This window comes from Serratia sp. Z4, assembly GCF_009900725.1.
Classification (GTDB): domain Bacteria; phylum Pseudomonadota; class Gammaproteobacteria; order Enterobacterales; family Enterobacteriaceae; genus Serratia; species Serratia nematodiphila.
In genome coordinates, this window is sequence record NZ_JAAABD010000001.1 from 961,697 (window position 1) to 980,285 (window position 18,589).

Below are 18,589 nucleotides of genomic sequence, written 5' to 3' on the forward strand. Positions count from 1 at the left end.
CGGGAGGGATCAGCGAATCGGTTGTTTATTGGCCCAGCGCAGGAAGCGCTTCTGTGTTTCCTTGTCGGCCTGTTGGAACCAGTATTGCAGCATCTGTTCCGACACGTTTTCACCTTTCAACGTCACCGTCGGGGCATTCAGCGGTGCGCCGGCCAACGCGGGGGTTGAGGGATTGCCTGCGTTCGCCTGCACAAAGGTCGGAACGGAGGCTGGGCGGTTCTGGCGGTTGTAATCGGTCATCACCTTTTCCAAATCGGTATTGAAGGTGACGCTGTCGGGATGCAGCGCATCATGCCGGAATGGCAAGGCGTTGCCGTCTTTATCGACCACCAGATAATTTAACGTTCTGTCAAAGCGTTGCGCATCACGATCGTTCTCGATGCGCGGCAGTTCGATCGCCACTTGGCTGATCTTTTGCGTATTGAAGCTGGCAACCAGCGGCAGGGAGGTATAGGCCTGTGTATGCTGGCCGGAACGTACGGTTTTGGTCACTTTAAACAGCAACTGGTGCTGTCCGCCATCCAGTTCAAGGCTGTCGGCACCTTTTAACAACGAACCTGTCATTTTCTTGCCGTCGACCACCAGCAGGTCGATGTCCGGGGAGAGTTTCAGGGTCGTAGCCGCGGCAGGCATACTGATGCTGAGCAACGCCGCAACCACCAGACCAAATTTCATCATTATCTCCTTATAAAGTGACGTAGCTCTAAGTGTTGAACACGGCATAGGTTGTGTCAAAATTTTTCAATCGGGTATTTTGTTTACATTTTTACATATTTTATCGCGATTAGACACGACCGTGCGCAGCTGAACCGCGACAGCCTCTGACCATAAGATTGCGGTGAAGTTTCCTTCGCATTAGCGTTTAACCGAGCGAATGCCGATCGGTTACACTCGAAATGGAAAGTGACGCAGTGATAAACGGGAGTTGAAGATGCAAGATCAAGAGATTGTTGAGCTGTTGCAGCAGGTGAAAACCATCGCGCTGGTCGGCGCCAGCGATAACCCGTCGCGGCCCAGTTATGGTGTGATGGCATATCTGTTGGCACAAGGGTATCAGGTGATCCCGGTCAGCCCAAAACTGGCGGGGCAGACGCTGCTGGGGCAGCAGGTTTACCCTACGCTGGCCGCTATCCCACAGCCGGTGGATATGGTTGACGTGTTTCGCAATTCGGAGGCGGCTTACGGCGTGGCGCAAGAGGCGATAGCGATCGGCGCCAAGGCGCTGTGGTTGCAGATAGGGGTGATCAACGATCAGGCGGCAGCGCTGGCGCAACAGGCTGGGCTGCGCGTGGTGATGGATCGCTGCCCAAAAATAGAAATCCCGCGTTTAGGGCTGGAGCGCTAAATAAAAAAAGGGCCTGGCGCGATGCCGGGCCCTCTCGGGGTTTCTCAGGTCTTGGCGCGGTCAATTGCGCAAACGTGGCGCCTGTAACTGGTGACGGATGGATTCCGCCAGTTCATCCAGCGATGGTTGCTCGGGGTGCGCCTCCTGGGGCTCACCATCCAGCTGCGCTTCCGCCAGATAGGTGTGCACCGGTTGGCCTTCCTCGTCTTCCATCACCACGTGGTACCAAGGGGCGGAACGCAGTTCGTCGTTCGCCGCTATCTCGTCAGCTTTGGGTTGTTCTAAAGAGTATTCCGGGTCGATATCGATAACGACCCCCAAATACCCCAGCAGTTTATGCCTAACCTGTTGTCCGATACCGAATTTGCTGGCAATCATGATGACCTCCTGAGAAACAATGCCTTGCTCATATATGGGGGCAAGGCAGCGCATTTCAAGTTACATCACCCGACAAGCGAAGCCTTTCAGATACAGCCCCTCAGGATACGTGGCGATCACCGGGTGATCGGCAGCCTGGCGGAACTGCTCTATAAATTGTACATCACGTCCGGCATCTACAGCGGCATCGGCCAAAATTTTCTGGAACAGGTCGGTTGGCATCAGGCCGGAGCAGGAGAAGCTGAGCAGAATGCCGCCTGGATTCAGCAACTGCAGCGCCAGCATGTTGATGTCTTTGTAACCGCGGCAGGCGCTGGCCAGCTGATTCTTGTTCTCGACGAACTTAGGCGGATCCATGATGATCAGATCGAATTTTTCGCCTTGAGCGCGGTAGTTGCGCAGCAGCTGGAACACGTCATCGCGAACGAACTCCGCCTTGTTCAGATCAAGCTTGTTGAGTTCGACGTTCTGTTTGGCGATGTCCAGCGCCGCCTGCGAGGTATCCACGCTGATCACCTGCGCGCAGCCGCCCATCAGAGCGGAAACGGCGAAGGCGCCTGTGTAGGAGAAGCAGTTCAGCACTCGGCGGCCGGCAGAGTAGTTCCGCGCCGCCAGGCGGCTGTCGCGTTGGTCGAGGTAGAAACCGGTCTTGTGCCCTTGCTGAATGTCCACCAGCAGCTTCATGCCGTGCTCGGTAATAGGCAGGAGTTCCGGCGGCAGATCGCCCAGCACCGGACCCTGCGCCAGCGGCAGGCCTTCTTTTTTACGCACCGCAACGTCGGAGCGATCGTAAATCGAACATTCCGGGTAGCAATGCTGCAGGGCGGAAAGCAGGGCCGGGCGCTGGTATTCGGCACCGGCGGACAGCAGCTGCAGCACCAGGAAATTCTGGAAGCGATCGATAGTGATGCCCGGCAGGCCGTCGGACTCGCCGGCGATCAGGCGGTATCCGTCCAGACCGTCACGCTGCGCGACCCAGTCGCGCCAGCTTTGCGCTTGCTGCAGGCGGCGAATGAAGAAATCGATGTTAATCTCTTCATCCTGCTGGAAAGTCCAGACGCGTGCGCGGATCTGCGACTCGGGCGAATAGGCGCCGCGCGCCAGCCACTTGCCCTGGCTGTCGAGGATATCGATGGTTTCACCGGAGAGGGCTTTACCCTCAACGCGTTGAACGGCGCCGGAGAACACCCAAGGGTGGCGACGGAGTAAGGACTTTTCACGTCCTTTGGCGAGAAACAGGCGTACGGTCATAATTAATAATGCTGCCAGCTAGGATAGAAAGAGTGACACGGCGGTGCAAAGGCACGGCAATGCCATAATGAAAACTGAATTAAGGGGGCGATTATGACACAAGTTTGCATTGCTGCGTATGTGTATGGCGTGGTGCAGGGGGTAGGGTTCCGCTATTCCACTCAGCGGCAGGCTGAGGCGTTGGGGGTGACCGGCTATGCGCGCAATCTCGATGACGGCAGCGTTCAGGTGGTGGCCTGCGGCACACAGGCGCAGGTGGATAAGCTGGTGGAGTGGTTGAAACAGGGCGGCCCGCGCAGCGCGCGCGTTGAACGCGTGCTGGTGGAACCGCAGGGGGTGGCTGATTACGCCGGGTTTGGCATTCGCTATTGAATGTTCGCCTGCAGCGGCGCTGCGGGCGGCGCGGTCAGATGCATTTCACCGGTTTCGGCAAGCCGGCGATTTTGGTGGCTTGTTTGGCCGGCCCTTTCGGAAACAGGCGATACAGATAGCGGCTGTTGCCTTTTTCTTCGCCGTATTTCTGCGCCATGGCTTTGACCAGCATGCGAATAGCCGGCGACGTATTGAATTCCTGATAGAAGTCGCGCACGAAGCGCACCACTTCCCAGTGTGCTTCGGTGAGCACGATCTCTTCCTGCGCGGCCAGCAGCGGCGCCAGGCCCTCATGCCAGTCGGCGCTGTTTTTCAAATAGCCCTGCGCGTCAGTGTCGATAACCTGACCTTCAAACTCCAACATACTGCCTCGATAACGGATAATTCGGAACGGCCGCCAGTTTAGCAAATTTTTTCGGCCGCCAAAAACAAAGCCCCGCCGGAGCGGGGCCTGGAAGGCATGCGTAACGCGCGATCAGTTGCTGCGGGCGAAGCCCAGAATGCTCAACAGGCTGATGAACATGTTGTAGAGCGACACGTACAGGCTAACGGTGGCGCGAATGTAGTTGGTCTCGCCGCCGTGAATGATGTTGCTGGTTTCCCACAGGATCGCGCCGGCGGAGAACAGGATGAACAGCGCGCTGATAGCCAGGTGCAGAGCAGGGATCTGCAGGAACAGGTTGGCGATCACCGCCACCAGCAGCACCACAAAACCGGCCATCATCATGCCGGACAGGAACGACATGTCTTTACGGGTGGTCAGCACATACGCCGAGCAGCAGAAGAACACTGCGGCGGTGCCGCCCAGCGCCAGCATGATCAGATCGCCCGCGCCGGCGTTCAGGAACGAACTGAGGATCGGGCCGAGGGCGTATCCCATGAAACCGGTCAGCGCGAAAGCCGCCAGAATGCCCGCCGGGCTGTTGGCCAGTTTATGGGTCAGGAACATCAGGCCGTAGAAACCGACCAGCATCAGCAGCAAGCCTGGTGCAGGCAGACCCAACATTGTACTGGCGGTCGCGGTCAGGGCTGAGAAAGCCAGGGTCAGGGATAACAGGAAATAGGTGTTGCGCAGGACTTTATGCGTGCTGAGCAGCGAGTCGCGCGAAGAAGATGAGACGACAATGCGGTCCATAATGCTCTCTCTTATCAGGCCATCACAAAATAATCCCGATGATAGGCAGCGCAAGGGCTTGATTAAAGTTTGTTTACCAATCTTTACCCTTAGTTATCATTATGGCAACAGCGGGGTGGGTGTTCGTTTGATCGCCGCTTGCTTTGCCTGCGGCGATTTTTCGCGCGGTTGAACGCGTTCGGGCTTTACAAGCGAATAAGGTCTGTTTATAGTGCGCGTCGTTGCGGAGGGGTGGCCGAGTGGCTGAAGGCAACGGTCTTGAAAACCGTCGACGGGAAACCGTTCCAGAGTTCGAATCTCTGCTCCTCCGCCATACATTCTGACCCCGTGCTCTCTGAGCACGGGGTTTTTTGCTTTTGCGTGCGGATAAACCGGGGCGCTTCTGCAGGAAACGCGATCGGCTATTGATAAGGGCCATGCGTCGGTGAGATTATGCACCTATCAAGGCCGGCCGCTCGGATGCCTGCAGTTGCCAGGCGTTACCGGTGCGACAAGCAACGCCGCCTTATCAATTTCGCTTAATGCTCTTATGGAGACAGAGATGAACTGGTATCAAGTCGCCTTATGGACCATGATTTTTCTCAAGTCCGGCGCTTTCCTGGTGTTCGTATGGTGGTGGATGTTCAAACGTGCGACCAAACCCTATGAGCGTCCGAAAGACGTCGTGGTCGACGAGACGCCGTATGACGATAGCCTTACGATGGAAGAGGTGATGAAGAATCACGGCATCGTACGGACTGAAAAGCCGCTCTGATCGTCGAATGTCTGTGTTGCTATCAACCCGAGCCTGTGGCGCTCGGGTTTTTTATTCCCGCCGTTACTCGCGATGCATCCCTTTTCCCCCATCTTGTTTGACCCCTGTAGCGATTTATTTAAATGAATTATCCTTCAGTATATTTTTTAATATACTTTAAAGGTGGGTTTTATATTGATAGGGAAAGATATATTTTTCTCTGAAAAATTCATCCTTATCGACTGAGTGAAGGAAATTCGAACGCTGTTTCTTGTGTATCTGAATATTCATGTGCAGATAGTGTCGCATTCTCGGGCTACTCCTATAGCGGTAGGTCGGATAATTTTTAAGGTAGGGGGGGAGTAAACCTTACGTGAGGGTAGGAAGGGGGTTAAGGAATCTAAGATTTTTCTTTGTGTGTGTTTTTTCTTTTTATATCAATGGTTTTTTGTTTTTTATGCCGCAAGCGCTTTTATGAGGAAATGGCGGCGCTCATTGAACCCGCGCAGTAAGCAGCCTGTCGCACTCACTCTTTTAAGGCGCACATCCTTCCGGCCATTGCTCGATTCATTTTTTTTATTGTCATGAAAATTATTTGATTCGATGTTGCAATTTTTTTGTCTTTGGAATTAATATGTTCTGCATCTGGCGGTGAATGAGATTTTTCCCATGCCGGATATCTTTTAGAATACACTTGGATATATATAAATATATACCGTCGCATATAAACTTTTAGATGGCAGGATGCTGTCAATACTCTGCTATTGCCTAAGCTTCGTTAGCCTCTAAACGGTTTAATGGTGTAGGTCATTTTATATATGCACTCTCAGCGAAGAAAGTAATGGGGTTTATTATGATTAAGCAAGGCATCTCTTTGGCGGTATTGGCTGCCGCGTTAACATCTGTGGGCGCAACGGCGGCAGATAATTCCGCCGGTGGCGTTATTTCGTTTAGCGGTGCCGTTACGGATACCACTTGTACCATCAATGGCGGGAAAAGCGCCGATTTTACCGTTGCGCTCAGCCCGATTTCCGTGACTGATGCGGGCACCGTGGTCGGCCCCATCACCAAAAACAAGAAATCTTTCTCGCTGACGTTCTCCGGCTGCACGCCGGCGGCGGGAACGGCCGGTACGCCGCTGAAGATCTACTTCTCTTCGGCGAATAATATCTCTACCGACGGGAAATATCTGCTGAACAACTCCGTGAATGAAAGCGACGCCGCCGTAGCGAAAAACGTCGGTTTTTCTCTGGCTGAGCCGGGTTCATCTACGCCGATTCCATTGAACGTGCCTTATGTCACCAAGATCAAAGGCGATAAAACGGCGCCGGATGCCGAAACGCTGACGCTGGACGCCTATTACTACAAGACCAATGCGTTGGAAGCAAAAGTGGGGGAATTGAGTTCCAACGTGACTTACACCATTTCTTACCTGTAATTGCAATTAAGCCAGGCCTACGCCCAAGGCAAAGGCCTGGCTTCTGGGGTGACTATGAAACAGTGCTTAATCTTTGCTGGATTGTTTCTCAGCAGCTTTTGCGCCGATGCCAATATTGTAATTAATGGAACGCGCGTTATTTATCCGGAAAAAAACAAGGATGTTATCGTTCAGTTAGTCAACAATGGTGACGATCCGGCACTGGTGCAGGCATGGATTGATGACGGTGATATAAACTCGACGCCTGAAACGGCAAACGTGCCGTTCTTGTTATCCCCGCCGGTTGTGAAAGTTGCCGGAAATAATGGCCAGCAATTACGCATACAAAAAATGAGCGCGGCGCTTCCTGGCGATCGTGAGTCGGTATTTTATTTGAATGTGCTGGATATTCCGCCTACGCCGGAGAATTTGCAGGGCGTCAATACGCTGCAATTAGCCATCAAATCACGCATCAAGCTATTTTATCGTCCGGCAGGGTTAACCGGCAGTGTCAATAACATCAGCGACTTCATTGAACTCCAGGCGGCGGGGAAGGGATTTAAGATTATCAACAAAGGCCCTTACTATTTTACGTTGGCCAATGTTGATCAGAAAGGCAAAAAGAATCTGTTGGTCGACTCAGTGATGGTCGGGCCGTATTCCAGCCTCTTTGCCCCGACCAAAGTTGGCGTGAGCCGGAATATCCCCTACACCCTGCTCTATATCGACGACCTGGGGGCTTATAAATCTAAAGCCATTACAGCCCGCTAACGTGAAGAACGGCCATGAAGCTTAAACTAAAATTGCTTTCGATACTGACCGCATCTGTATTCATACCGTTAAATAAAGCATCGGCGATGAAATTCGACACTTCTCTATTGGCCGGTGCGTCCAGCGAATCCGATCTGTCGCGTTTTTACCTCAATAATGACATGCCGGCAGGCACGCAAACGGTCGACGTGTATGTCAACCAGAGTTGGAAAGGGCGGTTCTCGTTGCAGTTCGGCGAACATAAAGGCGATATTCGCATCGCCCATCGTGACGCCGCCCTGTTGGGCATCGATATGAGTAGTTTGTCCATCGGGGTGGACAAGGGGCCGATCCCCGTCCAAACGTTGGTGCAAGGAGGAAGGGCGGACTTCGATGTGGGGATGTTGAGCCTTAAGCTGACGGTGCCCCAGTCGCGAGTGATTCGCGCAGAGGCCGGCTATGTTGACGCCAAATTTTGGGATCGCGGCGTGCCTGCGTTGCTGCTGGCCTATAACGCCACCTATTACCACGTGCAGTCGTTGCAGGGCGACAAGGCGTCAAACGACGATTTCTATACCGGTTTGGAATCGGGGGTCAATCTGGCGGGTTGGCAATTCAGAGACAGCAGCAATTTCCGCAGCAGTTCGCGGCAAGGCAGCGATTGGCAAAATAATACCCGCTATGTGCAGCGTGGCTTCGCCGCCATAAAATCGAACCTGACGATGGGCGATTTCTATTCGCCGGGTGATTTGTTCGACTCGATTCGGGTGCGGGGCGGCGCTTTAGCCTCGGATATCAACATGCGGCCCAATTCGCAGCAGGGCTTTTCGCCGATAGTACGGGGCGTGGCGCAGAGCAATGCCCTGGTGAAAGTATTGCAAAACGGCAACCTCATCTATCAGGAGAACGTGCCGCCGGGCACCTTTACGCTGGACAATATATTGCCGACCGGTTCTGCGGGTGATCTGTTGGTCGTGGTCAGGGAAGCCGACGGGCGGGAACAATCCTTTACCGTGCCGTTTTCCGCCGTTCCCAACATGTTGAAGCAGGGCGTCAGCAAATATGGCCTGGTTGCCGGTAAGGTCAATCAGGCGGATACCGACTATGCGCCCGCTTTCGTGCAGGGCACGCTGCAGTACGGCTTCAATAATCTGGTCACCGGTTACGCCGGTACGATCCTCAGCGAGGACTATCGCGCCTGGCTGCTGGGCAGTGGCTGGAATCTGCCGTTCGGCGCGGTATCCGTCGATGTGACTCAGGCCTCGACGCATTTGCAGGATCGCAATGAGAATGGGCAAAGTTTTCGGATCGCCTACAGCAAGTTTTTGGACGCTACCGCAACCAACTTCACGCTGGCGGCATACCGTTATTCGACCAAAGGTTATTACAGTTTCAACGATGCCATCTACACCCATCAAGGCTACCGCGAGCGTGACAAGCGCTTTCACGATTATTGGAACGATCGGGATGACGATGAGCTTGCCCCGCTGGATTTGAATACCTGGGACGCCGTTCGCGCCGCTCGTCCGCGCAATACCTTCAATTTGAACCTGAATCAGAGGCTCGCAGACGGGTGGGGCACGCTCTATTTCTCCGGCACCCAGCGCGACTATTGGTCGGATACGAATAAAAGCCGGGAATACCAGCTCGGGTATTCAAACGCCTTCGCGCGCGTCAGTTACAACATTTCCGCGAGTCGCGTGAGAAATTCCGATCGCAAAGAAGAGACGCGGTTTTATCTCTCTCTGAGCGTGCCGTTGTCGATGTTCGACAACAATGCCTATCTCAGCACCAGCTTATCCGCCACCGATTCGCACTATCAGCAAAGCTCGCTGAGCCTGAGCGGCAATGCGCTGGAATCAAACCGTCTGAGTTATGCGCTTGCCGGCAGCAATCAAAGCGGCGGCAACAGCATGGCGAGCGTGAATGCCGCCTATCGCGCCAACGCGACGACCGTTGGCGGCTCCTACAGTGAATCATCAGACTATCGACAGTTGGGCATGAGCGCCCGTGGCAGCCTGGTGGCGATCCCTTGGCATTTGCTGGCGTCCAACGAAATGGGCAACACCATGATGGTGGTGGACGCGCCCAAGGCCAAAGGGCTGATGGTGAACGGCGACGAGAGCATCGTCACTAACGACGAAGGGCTGGCTTTGGTGCCTTACGCCACGCCTTACCGGCAAAACTCCGTGACATTGTCGGATACCGGCAACAGTTCCGGCGCCGAGATTGTCGGCAATATCGCCAACAGCGTGCCCTATGCCGGCGCCGTCAACTATTTGAGATTCGAAACCGATCGGCGTCGGCCTTATACGCTGCGCGCTTTTAAGCGCGGCAATAAGCCCCTGCCATTTGGTGCGGAGGTGGCGGATCAAAGCGGGCATGCCATTGGCTTCGTCGGGCAGGCCAGCGTCCTGTATCTGCGTGTGGAACAGCAACCCACGTCGCTGGAGGTCAGGCTGAATGACGGTGTCTGCAAGATTGAACGCCCGAAAATCTCGATGGACAGCGCAGCCAACACATGTCGATAAAAGGATAATTACACCATGCTCAGGATACTCGCACTGACCCTGTCCCTGTTGTTCAGCGGTTACAGTTACGCTTCATGCTACGGCAACGGCATCCAATATACGCCGCCTTTCTACGTCGATTTGTCGGATAAGCTCAGCGATAAAACACCGGTCTGGGAGGGCAGTTTTTATACGCAATACAGCGGTTCATTCAGTTGTTCAACCTCGAGCAGCGAATTCGGCTATACGCGCATCCTGTCAACCGACAGCACAAAGGCGACCATTCTGGGATTCAACAACGGTAAATATTGGATACGCGCGGAAATAACCAACGACATCGCCAACAAAAAACTTAGCGGTTGGGGATCGCATTCCGCTTCGGAATTGAATCAGCCGATGAATATTCGTTTCAGTCTGGTCAGCAAGACGGGAACATCGATACCCGGCGACACGGTTAGCCTTAAGGACGTGATGTTCGTGACCGATCTGAGCGGGATGTCCTTGCTGGAGATCATTTTGTGGCCCGCCAAGCAGTTGGTGAAGATTTTGACCTGGCTGCTCAACGGTTTCAATTGGCCTTACGATCAGCGCGACATGTACGGGCAGCCGATGACCATCAAGTATGCGCCCAAGATGACGACCTGCACTTTCGACAATGCCGGCCTGGCGGTGAAGTTGCCGACGCTGGGGATATCGCAGATTACTCAGGGGGCGCAAAATGGCCTGACGCCCTTTACGCTGAATTTCAGCTGCCAGAATCGGCAAAGCGGCGGCACGGCCGATCGGGATATCAATATGTTTTTATCCAGCAATAATCTGTTGTCTTCGGATAATACGGTTTTGATTGATAAAAGCGCTGAGGCGGCAAAAGGCATTGGCATCCGGCTGGTCAAGACGGCTTCGCCGAATAATCCCGTCACGCTGTCGCTTTCCAGCGTGACGCCAGGCGCGGCGACTTCATTATTTCACGTGGGAACCGGCAATGCCTTGGATGCGCAATTTTCCATCGGCATGGCGGCCTATTATTATCCTTACAGCCCCACCGCAATGAGCAGCGGGGGAATTAACACATCGGCTACGCTTAACATTATATATAAATAATTCTTTTGTTATTTTTAATAATAAAAAACAGGTTGCCACATATAAGAAAAATCTTAACATGGTAATTGGTGGCGAATATTATTTGCTTGAATAATATTGGTGTTTAATCCGGATCTCTATGTTGAGGATGAATTGTATGACGGAACAAATCCAGATCGGTGTCAAAGTGGAAAAATCGCTAAAAGATGAGGTTGACGTCATTCTTCGCGGTTTGGATATTAAGCCGACGACGGCGATAAATGGGCTTTATCAATATATCTCGCAGCATGGAGAGCTTCCTTTTGTCATATCAACCAGCGTGAAAACACCGAAGGATATCGCCGGCGGGTTGTTCAAGAACCTGTTTTCCTTACAAAGCACGCTCAGCGTTTTCCTGGATAAAGTGCAAATGAAGCGGTGTATCAGCAGGGAGGAAGTATTGATTGTGCTCGATATATTGCGCGATTTTATCGTTGGCTTTCGCCAAAGCGCGCAATATCTCGGCGCTTCGCCTTTCGGTCGACGCGTAGTTTGGAAGGATGCCGTATGCGCCGTCGAGAGTATTCATGAAATTCTAGATAATAACGTGAAATACAGTGAAGATGGCATTATGAATTTGGATGAAAAATATCTTTCATCGCTGTCCGCATTGCTGATCTCATTATGTTCTTCACTTAAGTAAGTCGAACCAATAAAGTTAATTGACATGACTACCATGGGGGCGTTGTTAAAAACGCGCCCATGACAAATAGCAGTGGGGTGATCCTGTGCGAGTGGCTATATTTTCTGATGATTACTATTTATTCTATGGCATATCGCAGATCTTAATGTCGTTGGAGGGCGTTGAAGTTATGGGGCTGCATTCATCTGCACGCCGTGGATTACATGCCATGTATTGTCATGCAGAAGTGGTCATCGTCTCTTTCTCGTCTATCTGTCGGGTTATGAATTTCTTATCGCATATTATCGACAGGCCTGACAATACGATCGTCTTAACCGGCGTGGAAACGCCGCGACTGGCGAATTTTAACTGTCTGAAAAAAAACATCGGTCTTACGACGTTCGTTGAGGCAATAAAAATGTTCACCGCGAGCTGCAAAGGGCAGAGCCTGTCGCCGCGCGAGCTTTCGGTGTTGGCCATGCTGCTGGCGGGAAAACCGAATACCGGCGTCGCTAAGGCGTTGGGCATTTCCGAGAAAACCGTCAGCCAGCATAAAATGAATGCCATGCGTAAGCTGGAGATTGAACGTTTTCATCAGTTCATTTTGGCTGCGGATGAGCGAGTGTAATCGCAATCCCACAGGGGCGTTGGCCGCGGGGAGAGTGCCTGTTCATCCGTGCTCGTCCGGGCGCACGAAAATATGCGCGCCGGCGCCCTGTTGGCCCAAAATATCGTTTGGGTTGCGCAGCGGGCAGTCGGCGAGCGACAGGCAGCCGCAGCCGATGCAGCCGTCGAGATGGTCGCGCAGCATCGTTAGCCGTTGAATGCGCTCATCCAGCGTTTTGCGCCAGGCGGAGGACAAAAGCCCCCATTGTTCTGAGGTCAGCTTGCTGCCGGCGGGAAAGCGGCCCAGCGTGGTGCGGATCTCCTCCAGCGGAATGCCTGCGCTTTGCGCGATCTTGATCACCGCGATGTAACGCAGCACCACCGGCATGTAGCGGCGCTGGTTACCGGCGTTGCGCGTCGCCTGAATCAACCCCTTGCTCTCGTAAAAGTGCAACGCGGATACCGCCACGCCGCTGCGCTTCGCCACTTCCCCAACGGTCAATAGCCGATAGGTGTTAATCGGTTCATTTCTTGCCATTCCACATTCCTCGGCTTGACCTCAAGTTAACCTGAGGTTTTATAGTGCAGCCAGCCGGGCTTGGCAACCGGCATCTTTCGTCACTTGCCTGCGCTGCGTCGGGGGAAGGGTGGCTTTGGCTGTAAAATCAGGAAGAAACCGTTACATGATGAAACGATACCTCATTATTGCCGCGCTGCTGGCGGCGCTCGCCGTCGCTGCGGTAGCGATGCGATCCACCGCGCGGCAAAGCGAAGGCGCGCCGGCCTATCCGCCGGTGAAAGTGGCGCTGGCGCCCGCACTGCGTGAACAGGCGGCGCGCAGTTACGCCGGCGTAGGCGAGCTGGAGGCGGCCAGCCAGGTGGAAGTGGCGGCAGAGACCAGCGGCCGCATCACGCGCATCCTGTTCGAATCCGGCCAAACGGTACGGCAGGGGCAACTGCTGGTGCAGCTCAACGATGCGGTCGAGCAGGCTGAGCTGGTGCGCCTGCAGGCGCAGCTGCGCAATGCCGATCTGCTGCTGACGCGCATGCGCAAGCTGATGAACCTCAACGCCACCGCGCGGCAGCAGTTGGACGATGCGCTGGCTGAACGGGATATGGCGCTCGGTGCGGTGCAGGAAACGCAGGCCAAAATCGCGCAAAAGGCGATCCGCGCGCCGTTCTCCGGCGTCATCGGCATTCGTCGCGTGCATGAAGGGCAATACCTCAACGCCGCCGAGGCGGTGGCCAACCTGGTGGACGCCGATACGCTGCGGGTCAATTTCTCGCTGGACGAACAAAGCAGCGCCGGGTTGGCGCTGAGCCAGGCGGTATCGGTGCAGGTCGGCGCCTATCCCGAGCGCGCTTTCCCCGCCGCTATTACCGCTATCGATCCGATGATCGGCAAATCTCGCACCGTACAGGTGCAGGCGACGTTGACTAACCGCCAGAGATTGCTGAAGGCCGGCATGTACGCCGGCATTCGCGTCACGCAGCAGCAGCGCGTGGCGGTGCTGACGGTGCCGGAAACGGCGCTGACCTATACGGCGTACGGCGACACCGTGTTCGTCGCGCAGCAGGGTGAAAAGGGCATGACGGTCAAGCGCGTCTCGGTCACCGTGGGTGAGCGCAACGACGGGCGCGTCGAGATCGTCAGCGGCCTGCAGGAAGGCGACCGGGTGGTGACTTCGGGCCAGCTCAAGCTGAGCGACGGCATGGCGGCCGAGCCGGTAGCGCAGGATGCTCTGAACGCCGCCCAGGCCGGTTCCTGAGGAGAGACCGATGACATTTACCGATCTGTTCGTGCGCCGGCCGGTGCTGGCGCTGGTGGTCAGCACCTTGATTCTGCTGTTCGGCGCGCTGGCGCTCAGCAAACTGCCGATCCGCCAATACCCGCTGCTGGAAAACTCTACCATCACCATCAGCACCGACTATCCCGGCGCGTCGTCCGAGCTGATGCAGGGCTTTGTTACGCAGCCGATCGCCCAGGCGGTGTCCTCCGTCGAGGGCGTTGACTACCTTTCTTCCTCCTCGGTGCAGGGGCGCAGCGTGGTGACGGTGCGCATGGCGCTGAACCGCGACTCCACCCAGGCGCTGACCGAAGTGATGGCCAAGGTCAACCAGGTGCGCTATAAGCTGCCGGAGCAGGCTTACGATCCGGTGATTGAGCGTTCCGCCGGTGAAGCTACCGCCGTGGCCTATGTCGGTTTTTCCAGTAAAACGCTGTCCACGCCGGCGCTGAGCGAATACCTGACGCGGGTGGTGGAACCGATGTTCACCACCATCGACGGCGTCGCCAAGGTTGAAGTGTTCGGCGGGCAAAAAATGGCGATGCGCCTGTGGCTGGACAGCGATCGGCTGGCCGGCCGCGGTCTGACCGCTGCCGACGTGGCCGATGCGGTGCGGCGCAACAACTACCAGGCGGCGCCGGGCAAGGTGAAAGGGCAGTATGTGGTTGCCAACGTGCGGGTGAATACCGATCTCACCAGCGTAGAGGAGTTTCGCAATCTGGTGGTGCGCAACGACGGCAACGGTCTGGTGCGCTTGAAAGACGTCGGCACCGTGGAGCTGGGCGCCGCAGCCACGGAAACCAGCGCCTTGATGGATGGCGAACCGGCGGTGTTCCTTGGCGTCTTCCCTACGCCGACCGGCAACCCGCTGGTGATCGTCGACGGCATTCGTCACCTGATGCCGGCGATCGACAAGATGCAGCCGCCGGGCGTGAAGATGGCGCTGGCGTTCGAGACCGCGCGCTTTATTCAGGCCTCGATCGATGAAGTGGTGCATACCCTGCTCGAAGCGCTGGCGATCGTTGTGGCGGTGATCTACCTGTGTCTGGGGTCGCTGCGCACCGTGTTGATCCCGGTGGTGACCATTCCGCTGTCGATACTTGGCGCCGCCGGGCTGATGCTGGCCTTCGGCTTCAGCGTCAATTTGCTGACGCTGCTGGCGATGGTCCTGGCGATCGGTTTGGTGGTGGACGACGCCATCGTGGTGGTGGAGAACGTGCATCGCCATATCGAAGAGGGGAAAACGCCGCTGGCGGCGGCGATGATCGGCGCACGCGAGGTGGCCGGGCCGGTGATCGCCATGACCCTGACGCTGGCCGCGGTCTATGCGCCGATCGGCCTGATGGGCGGGCTGACCGGCGCGCTGTTTCGCGAATTCGCGCTGACGCTGGCCGGGGCGGTCGTGGTGTCCGGCGTGGTGGCGCTGACGCTGTCGCCGGTGATGAGTTCACTCCTGCTGCCGGCCAAACAGAGCGAAGGGCGCGTGGCGCACGCCGCCGAGTGGTTCTTCGGCGGCCTGACGCGGCGCTATGCGCGCGCGCTGGATTTCTCGCTGCATCACCGTTGGCTGACCGGCACGCTGGCGCTGCTGGTGATGATTAGCCTGCCGCTATTGTACCTGATGCCGCAGCGCGAGCTGGCGCCGACCGAGGATCAGGCCATCGTACTGACCGCCATCAAGGCGCCGCAGCAGGCCAACCTGAACTATGTCGAACGCTTTGCCTACAAGCTGGACGAGGTTTACAACCGCATGCCGGAAACCGAAAGCCGCTGGATCATCAACGGCAGCGACGGCACGGCGTCCGGCATCGGCGGCATCAACCTGACGCTGTGGCAGGCGCGCCAGCGCTCGGCGTCGGCGGTGCAGGCCGATCTGCAACGGGCGGTGAACGATGTTGAAGGCACCAGCATTTTCGCCTTCCAGCTGCCCGCCTTGCCAGGCTCCACCGGGGGGCTGCCGGTGCAGATGGTGCTGCGTACGCCGCAGGACTACCCGCAGCTGTACCGCACCCTGGAGGAGGTGAAACAGAACGCCAGAAACAGCGGCCTGTTTATGGTGGTGGACAGCGATTTGGACTACAACAACCCGCTGGCGGAGGTGCACATCGATCGCGCCAAGGCCAACAGTCTGGGGATACGCATGAGCGACATCGGTGAATCGTTGGCGGTGCTGGTGGGAGAGAACTACCTCAACCGCTTCGGGATGGACGGGCGCGCTTATGACGTTATCCCGCAGAGCCTGCGCGAACAACGGCTGACGCCGCAGGCGCTGGCGCGGCAATATGTTCGCGCCCAAGACAATACGCTGGTGCCGCTCTCCACCGTGGTATCGGTGGCCGTTAAGGTCGAACCGAACAAGCTGACCCAGTTCAACCAGCAGAACGCCGCCACCCTGCAGGCGATTCCCGCGCCCGGCGTTTCGATGGGCGAAGCGGTGGCTTTCCTCGAACGGCAGGCCAATGCGCTGCCGGCCGAATTTAGCCACGACTGGCAGGGGGATTCGCGCCAATACACCCAGGAGGGCAGCGCGCTGGCGTTCGCGTTCCTGGCGGCGTTGGTGATCATTTACCTGGTGCTGGCGGCGCAGTACGAGAGCCTGAAAGATCCGCTGATTATCCTCATCACCGTGCCGCTGTCGATCTGCGGCGCCTTGCTGCCGCTGGCGCTGGGCTACGCCACGATGAATATCTATACCCAGGTCGGTCTGGTGACCCTGATCGGGCTCATCAGCAAGCACGGCATTCTGATGGTGGAGTTCGCCAACGAGCTGCAGATGCATCAGGGGCTGACGCGGCGCGCCGCGATTTTGCAGGCGGCGCAAATTCGTCTGCGGCCGGTTCTGATGACCACCGGGGCGATGGTGTTCGGTTTGATCCCGCTGCTGTTCGCCAGCGGCGCCGGGGCTGCCAGTCGCTTCGGCCTGGGGCTGGTGATCGTCTCCGGCATGCTGGTGGGCACGCTGTTTACCCTGTTTGTGTTGCCGACGGTGTATACGCTGTTGGCGCGTGATCACGCGGTAGCCTCACCTCGTCAGCGTGAGTTGGCCGCCGCGCAAAAGGCGCTGACGGAATAATCCGCCGGCGCCCGCGTGAAGAATAAACCCGCTTCGGCGGGTTTTTTCGTCAGTTTTTGCAGCCCATCAACTCCGGCAGAACGCCCGGTTTGCTCTTCAGCGAAGCCTGCACGTCGTCCGGCAGACCGGCCCAGATGATCAGGCCGGTGCGTTTCTCGATCTCGTCCACCGTCACGCGGAATTGGCAGAAATCGGCGCCCTTCGGCGTGTTCTGGTCGAACAGGAAGGCGGCATAGTGGTTCACCGCCGGGCTGTTGTTGATGAAAATCACCTTCCAGTAGGCGCTGGGGATGGTGTGCGCTTTCTGGGTGCCCGGCAGTTTGCCCATATCGCGCTCATACAGCGGCCCGGTCACGGTATAGACCGAGGAGATATCGGCGCGATCGATCAGCTTGCGTTCCTGATCTTCCAGCCGCGCCCAGGCGCCCTGGTTCAGATCGGACTTTTGCGGCGTGATGTTGGACAGGTAGTTCAACGATTCCCAGTCGGAGACGCCCGCCAGCGAGGCCAGCGGCGCCTGATGACCGCGATCGACCTTCAGCGCGGCGTTGGCGCCGGTGTAATCGGCGGGCGCCAACGTATCCGCCGGGTTGAGCGCCGGATCGGTTTTCCAGTTGCGCGTCTTGCCGCTGGCCGGCGTGTCTTTGGTGATGTGATAGGCCACCCAGTTGGCGAACTTGGTGGTGCTGTTGTTGTTCAACGTATAAGCATGACGCACGATAGACACGTTGCTGCTGCCGCCGGTCGGACAGCCGACCGCGCAGTTGTCGATGGATTCGAGCGTGTCGGCCGACGCCTGCGCGGCGAACAGCAGGGCGGCCAAGGCCAACATCTTGTTGTTAAAGCGCATATTCATATCCTCAATAAGTTAAAAAAGTACTGTATATATTTACAGTAAATTAAACTTATCGCAGTGAAACGAATACAACAATGCAACATATTCATGTTGTGAATGTGTCAGTCATGGTACAGCCAGGCCACACGTTAAATTCGGCGGAAATAAAAACGGCGTCCAACAGACGCCGTTTCAAAGGGGGTTATTCCAGCAGATCGTTGACCGTGCGGCGAACGTAGTGCGTCATCTGCGCCAGATCGCCCGGTGATACCGGGCCGCCGCCGGCGCGCACCACCTGCTGTTCGATCTGGGCGATTTCCTGTTCGACCTTGTTGGCGATCTGCACTTTGACTATCTTGTCCACCGAAGACAGCAGCACCTTCAAGACGACTTTCAGCGCGATGTTTTCGCAGAACGAGTCGTAGTGATGAACCGGCGGCGGCGGGGCCGGAGCCGGCTCGGGTGCGCGCGGAGCCAGAGCCTTGAAGCTGTCTACATTTTCAATAATAAGATCCATGTCTCTTATTAGTTCATCAAAATCTTTAGACACTGACTTATTCCCTTCGCTGTGCGCAAAAAACAGAACGCCCGTCCTCGGGCTGAAAGCGGATGAGCGACGGGCAGAACGAATTCGGGCCTGGCCTTCAGACGTTGAA

At 56.2% G+C, this 18,589-nt stretch carries 19 protein-coding genes and 1 tRNA gene; 12 read left to right on the forward strand and 8 right to left on the reverse strand.

Translation table 11 applies throughout. The features are described from left to right. Positions 1–9: 9 nt before the first annotated feature. Positions 10–675: a DUF2057 family protein gene (locus GT753_RS04660; RefSeq protein ID WP_004928109.1), complete on the reverse strand. Its 666-nt coding sequence runs from the start codon at positions 673–675 to the stop codon at positions 10–12. A 256-nt stretch (positions 676–931) separates the two neighbouring features. Between GT753_RS04660 and GT753_RS04665 the strand changes: the two genes are divergently transcribed. Further along, on the forward strand, positions 932–1,345 hold the full coding sequence (locus GT753_RS04665) for a CoA-binding protein (RefSeq protein ID WP_015377364.1): 414 nt from the start codon (positions 932–934) through the stop codon (positions 1,343–1,345). A 60-nt stretch (positions 1,346–1,405) separates the two neighbouring features. On the opposite strand, the gene hspQ is transcribed toward GT753_RS04665, so the two are convergent. Both hspQ and rlmI read right to left on the reverse strand, forming a co-directional pair. Next, complete coding sequence (hspQ, locus tag GT753_RS04670) at positions 1,406–1,723, reverse strand: heat shock protein HspQ (protein ID WP_004928104.1); 318 nt, start codon at positions 1,721–1,723, stop codon at positions 1,406–1,408. Positions 1,724–1,783: 60 nt separating this feature from the next. Further along, the gene (gene rlmI / locus GT753_RS04675) at positions 1,784–2,974 is read right to left on the reverse strand and encodes a 23S rRNA (cytosine(1962)-C(5))-methyltransferase RlmI (protein WP_031300125.1); all 1,191 of its coding nucleotides are present in this window, start codon (positions 2,972–2,974) and stop codon (positions 1,784–1,786) included. A gap of 93 nt (positions 2,975–3,067) precedes the next feature. Here rlmI and yccX point away from each other — a divergent pair, with 93 nt between their 5' ends. Further along, complete coding sequence (yccX, locus tag GT753_RS04680; RefSeq protein WP_004928098.1) at positions 3,068–3,346, forward strand: acylphosphatase; 279 nt, start codon at positions 3,068–3,070, stop codon at positions 3,344–3,346. A gap of 34 nt (positions 3,347–3,380) precedes the next feature. Here the strand turns inward: yccX and tusE are convergent, their stop codons facing one another. Then, on the reverse strand, positions 3,381–3,710 hold the full coding sequence (tusE, locus tag GT753_RS04685) for a sulfurtransferase TusE (RefSeq protein ID WP_004928095.1): 330 nt from the start codon (positions 3,708–3,710) through the stop codon (positions 3,381–3,383). A 111-nt stretch (positions 3,711–3,821) separates the two neighbouring features. Continuing rightward, positions 3,822–4,481 carry an FtsH protease modulator YccA gene (gene yccA / locus GT753_RS04690; RefSeq protein ID WP_004928091.1) on the reverse strand — a complete coding sequence of 220 codons (660 nt, stop codon included), beginning with the start codon at positions 4,479–4,481 and terminating at the stop codon, positions 3,822–3,824. A 225-nt stretch (positions 4,482–4,706) separates the two neighbouring features. On the opposite strand from yccA, the gene GT753_RS04695 reads away from it, so the two are divergent. The 8 genes from GT753_RS04695 to GT753_RS04730 all read left to right on the forward strand — a co-directional run bounded on the left by GT753_RS04695 (position 4,707) and on the right by GT753_RS04730 (position 12,260). Further along, positions 4,707–4,794, forward strand: a tRNA-Ser gene (locus GT753_RS04695). A gap of 228 nt (positions 4,795–5,022) precedes the next feature. Beyond that, positions 5,023–5,235, forward strand: a complete 213-nt coding sequence (locus tag GT753_RS04700; RefSeq protein WP_004928089.1) for a hypothetical protein — start codon at positions 5,023–5,025, stop codon at positions 5,233–5,235. Between the two features lie 820 nt (positions 5,236–6,055). Further along, entirely contained in the window at positions 6,056–6,652 is a 597-nt protein-coding gene (locus tag GT753_RS04705; protein ID WP_004928085.1) for a fimbrial protein, read from the forward strand. Positions 6,653–6,706: 54 nt separating this feature from the next. Next, positions 6,707–7,402: a molecular chaperone gene (locus GT753_RS04710; RefSeq protein WP_118892700.1), complete on the forward strand. Its 696-nt coding sequence runs from the start codon at positions 6,707–6,709 to the stop codon at positions 7,400–7,402. 14 nt (positions 7,403–7,416) lie between these two features. Further along, entirely contained in the window at positions 7,417–9,912 is a 2,496-nt protein-coding gene (locus GT753_RS04715; protein WP_160125317.1) for a fimbria/pilus outer membrane usher protein, read from the forward strand. 15 nt (positions 9,913–9,927) lie between these two features. Beyond that, the gene (locus GT753_RS04720) at positions 9,928–10,992 is read left to right on the forward strand and encodes a fimbrial protein (RefSeq protein WP_160125318.1); all 1,065 of its coding nucleotides are present in this window, start codon (positions 9,928–9,930) and stop codon (positions 10,990–10,992) included. Between the two features lie 136 nt (positions 10,993–11,128). Further along, positions 11,129–11,653 (forward strand): hypothetical protein, encoded by a 525-nt coding sequence (locus GT753_RS04725; RefSeq protein ID WP_004928070.1) that lies wholly within the window; start codon positions 11,129–11,131, stop codon positions 11,651–11,653. Between the two features lie 91 nt (positions 11,654–11,744). After that, entirely contained in the window at positions 11,745–12,260 is a 516-nt protein-coding gene (locus GT753_RS04730; RefSeq protein WP_197716271.1) for a LuxR family transcriptional regulator, read from the forward strand. A 42-nt stretch (positions 12,261–12,302) separates the two neighbouring features. On the opposite strand, the gene soxR is transcribed toward GT753_RS04730, so the two are convergent. Beyond that, the gene (gene soxR, locus GT753_RS04735; protein ID WP_075685677.1) at positions 12,303–12,776 is read right to left on the reverse strand and encodes a redox-sensitive transcriptional activator SoxR; all 474 of its coding nucleotides are present in this window, start codon (positions 12,774–12,776) and stop codon (positions 12,303–12,305) included. Between the two features lie 145 nt (positions 12,777–12,921). Here soxR and GT753_RS04740 point away from each other — a divergent pair, with 145 nt between their 5' ends. Continuing rightward, positions 12,922–14,007 (forward strand): efflux RND transporter periplasmic adaptor subunit, encoded by a 1,086-nt coding sequence (locus GT753_RS04740; RefSeq protein ID WP_160125319.1) that lies wholly within the window; start codon positions 12,922–12,924, stop codon positions 14,005–14,007. A gap of 10 nt (positions 14,008–14,017) precedes the next feature. Then, positions 14,018–17,098, forward strand: coding sequence for a MexW/MexI family multidrug efflux RND transporter permease subunit (locus tag GT753_RS04745; RefSeq protein ID WP_004928056.1), 3,081 nt, complete (start codon positions 14,018–14,020; stop codon positions 17,096–17,098). Positions 17,099–17,147: 49 nt separating this feature from the next. Here the strand turns inward: GT753_RS04745 and GT753_RS04750 are convergent, their stop codons facing one another. Continuing rightward, entirely contained in the window at positions 17,148–17,948 is an 801-nt protein-coding gene (locus tag GT753_RS04750) for a DNA/RNA non-specific endonuclease (RefSeq protein ID WP_015377376.1), read from the reverse strand. A gap of 187 nt (positions 17,949–18,135) precedes the next feature. After that, entirely contained in the window at positions 18,136–18,450 is a 315-nt protein-coding gene (locus tag GT753_RS04755; RefSeq protein ID WP_004928047.1) for a hypothetical protein, read from the reverse strand. Positions 18,451–18,589: the final 139 nt, after the last annotated feature.

What these genes read in the sequence shown, in the direction of transcription:
- GT753_RS04660 (WP_004928109.1), bottom strand. Translation starts at nt 675, where the DNA reads ATGAAATTTGGTCTGGTGGTTGCGGCGTTGCTCAGCATCAGTATGCCT.
- GT753_RS04665 (WP_015377364.1), top strand. Translation starts at nt 932, where the DNA reads ATGCAAGATCAAGAGATTGTTGAGCTGTTGCAGCAGGTGAAAACCATC.
- hspQ (WP_004928104.1), bottom strand. Translation starts at nt 1,723, where the DNA reads ATGATTGCCAGCAAATTCGGTATCGGACAACAGGTTAGGCATAAACTG.
- rlmI (WP_031300125.1), bottom strand. Translation starts at nt 2,974, where the DNA reads ATGACCGTACGCCTGTTTCTCGCCAAAGGACGTGAAAAGTCCTTACTC.
- yccX (WP_004928098.1), top strand. Translation starts at nt 3,068, where the DNA reads ATGACACAAGTTTGCATTGCTGCGTATGTGTATGGCGTGGTGCAGGGG.
- tusE (WP_004928095.1), bottom strand. Translation starts at nt 3,710, where the DNA reads ATGTTGGAGTTTGAAGGTCAGGTTATCGACACTGACGCGCAGGGCTAT.
- yccA (WP_004928091.1), bottom strand. Translation starts at nt 4,481, where the DNA reads ATGGACCGCATTGTCGTCTCATCTTCTTCGCGCGACTCGCTGCTCAGC.
- GT753_RS04700 (WP_004928089.1), top strand. Translation starts at nt 5,023, where the DNA reads ATGAACTGGTATCAAGTCGCCTTATGGACCATGATTTTTCTCAAGTCC.
- GT753_RS04705 (WP_004928085.1), top strand. Translation starts at nt 6,056, where the DNA reads ATGGGGTTTATTATGATTAAGCAAGGCATCTCTTTGGCGGTATTGGCT.
- GT753_RS04710 (WP_118892700.1), top strand. Translation starts at nt 6,707, where the DNA reads ATGAAACAGTGCTTAATCTTTGCTGGATTGTTTCTCAGCAGCTTTTGC.
- GT753_RS04715 (WP_160125317.1), top strand. Translation starts at nt 7,417, where the DNA reads ATGAAGCTTAAACTAAAATTGCTTTCGATACTGACCGCATCTGTATTC.
- GT753_RS04720 (WP_160125318.1), top strand. Translation starts at nt 9,928, where the DNA reads ATGCTCAGGATACTCGCACTGACCCTGTCCCTGTTGTTCAGCGGTTAC.
- GT753_RS04725 (WP_004928070.1), top strand. Translation starts at nt 11,129, where the DNA reads ATGACGGAACAAATCCAGATCGGTGTCAAAGTGGAAAAATCGCTAAAA.
- soxR (WP_075685677.1), bottom strand. Translation starts at nt 12,776, where the DNA reads ATGGCAAGAAATGAACCGATTAACACCTATCGGCTATTGACCGTTGGG.
- GT753_RS04740 (WP_160125319.1), top strand. Translation starts at nt 12,922, where the DNA reads ATGATGAAACGATACCTCATTATTGCCGCGCTGCTGGCGGCGCTCGCC.
- GT753_RS04745 (WP_004928056.1), top strand. Translation starts at nt 14,018, where the DNA reads ATGACATTTACCGATCTGTTCGTGCGCCGGCCGGTGCTGGCGCTGGTG.
- GT753_RS04750 (WP_015377376.1), bottom strand. Translation starts at nt 17,948, where the DNA reads ATGCGCTTTAACAACAAGATGTTGGCCTTGGCCGCCCTGCTGTTCGCC.
- GT753_RS04755 (WP_004928047.1), bottom strand. Translation starts at nt 18,450, where the DNA reads ATGGATCTTATTATTGAAAATGTAGACAGCTTCAAGGCTCTGGCTCCG.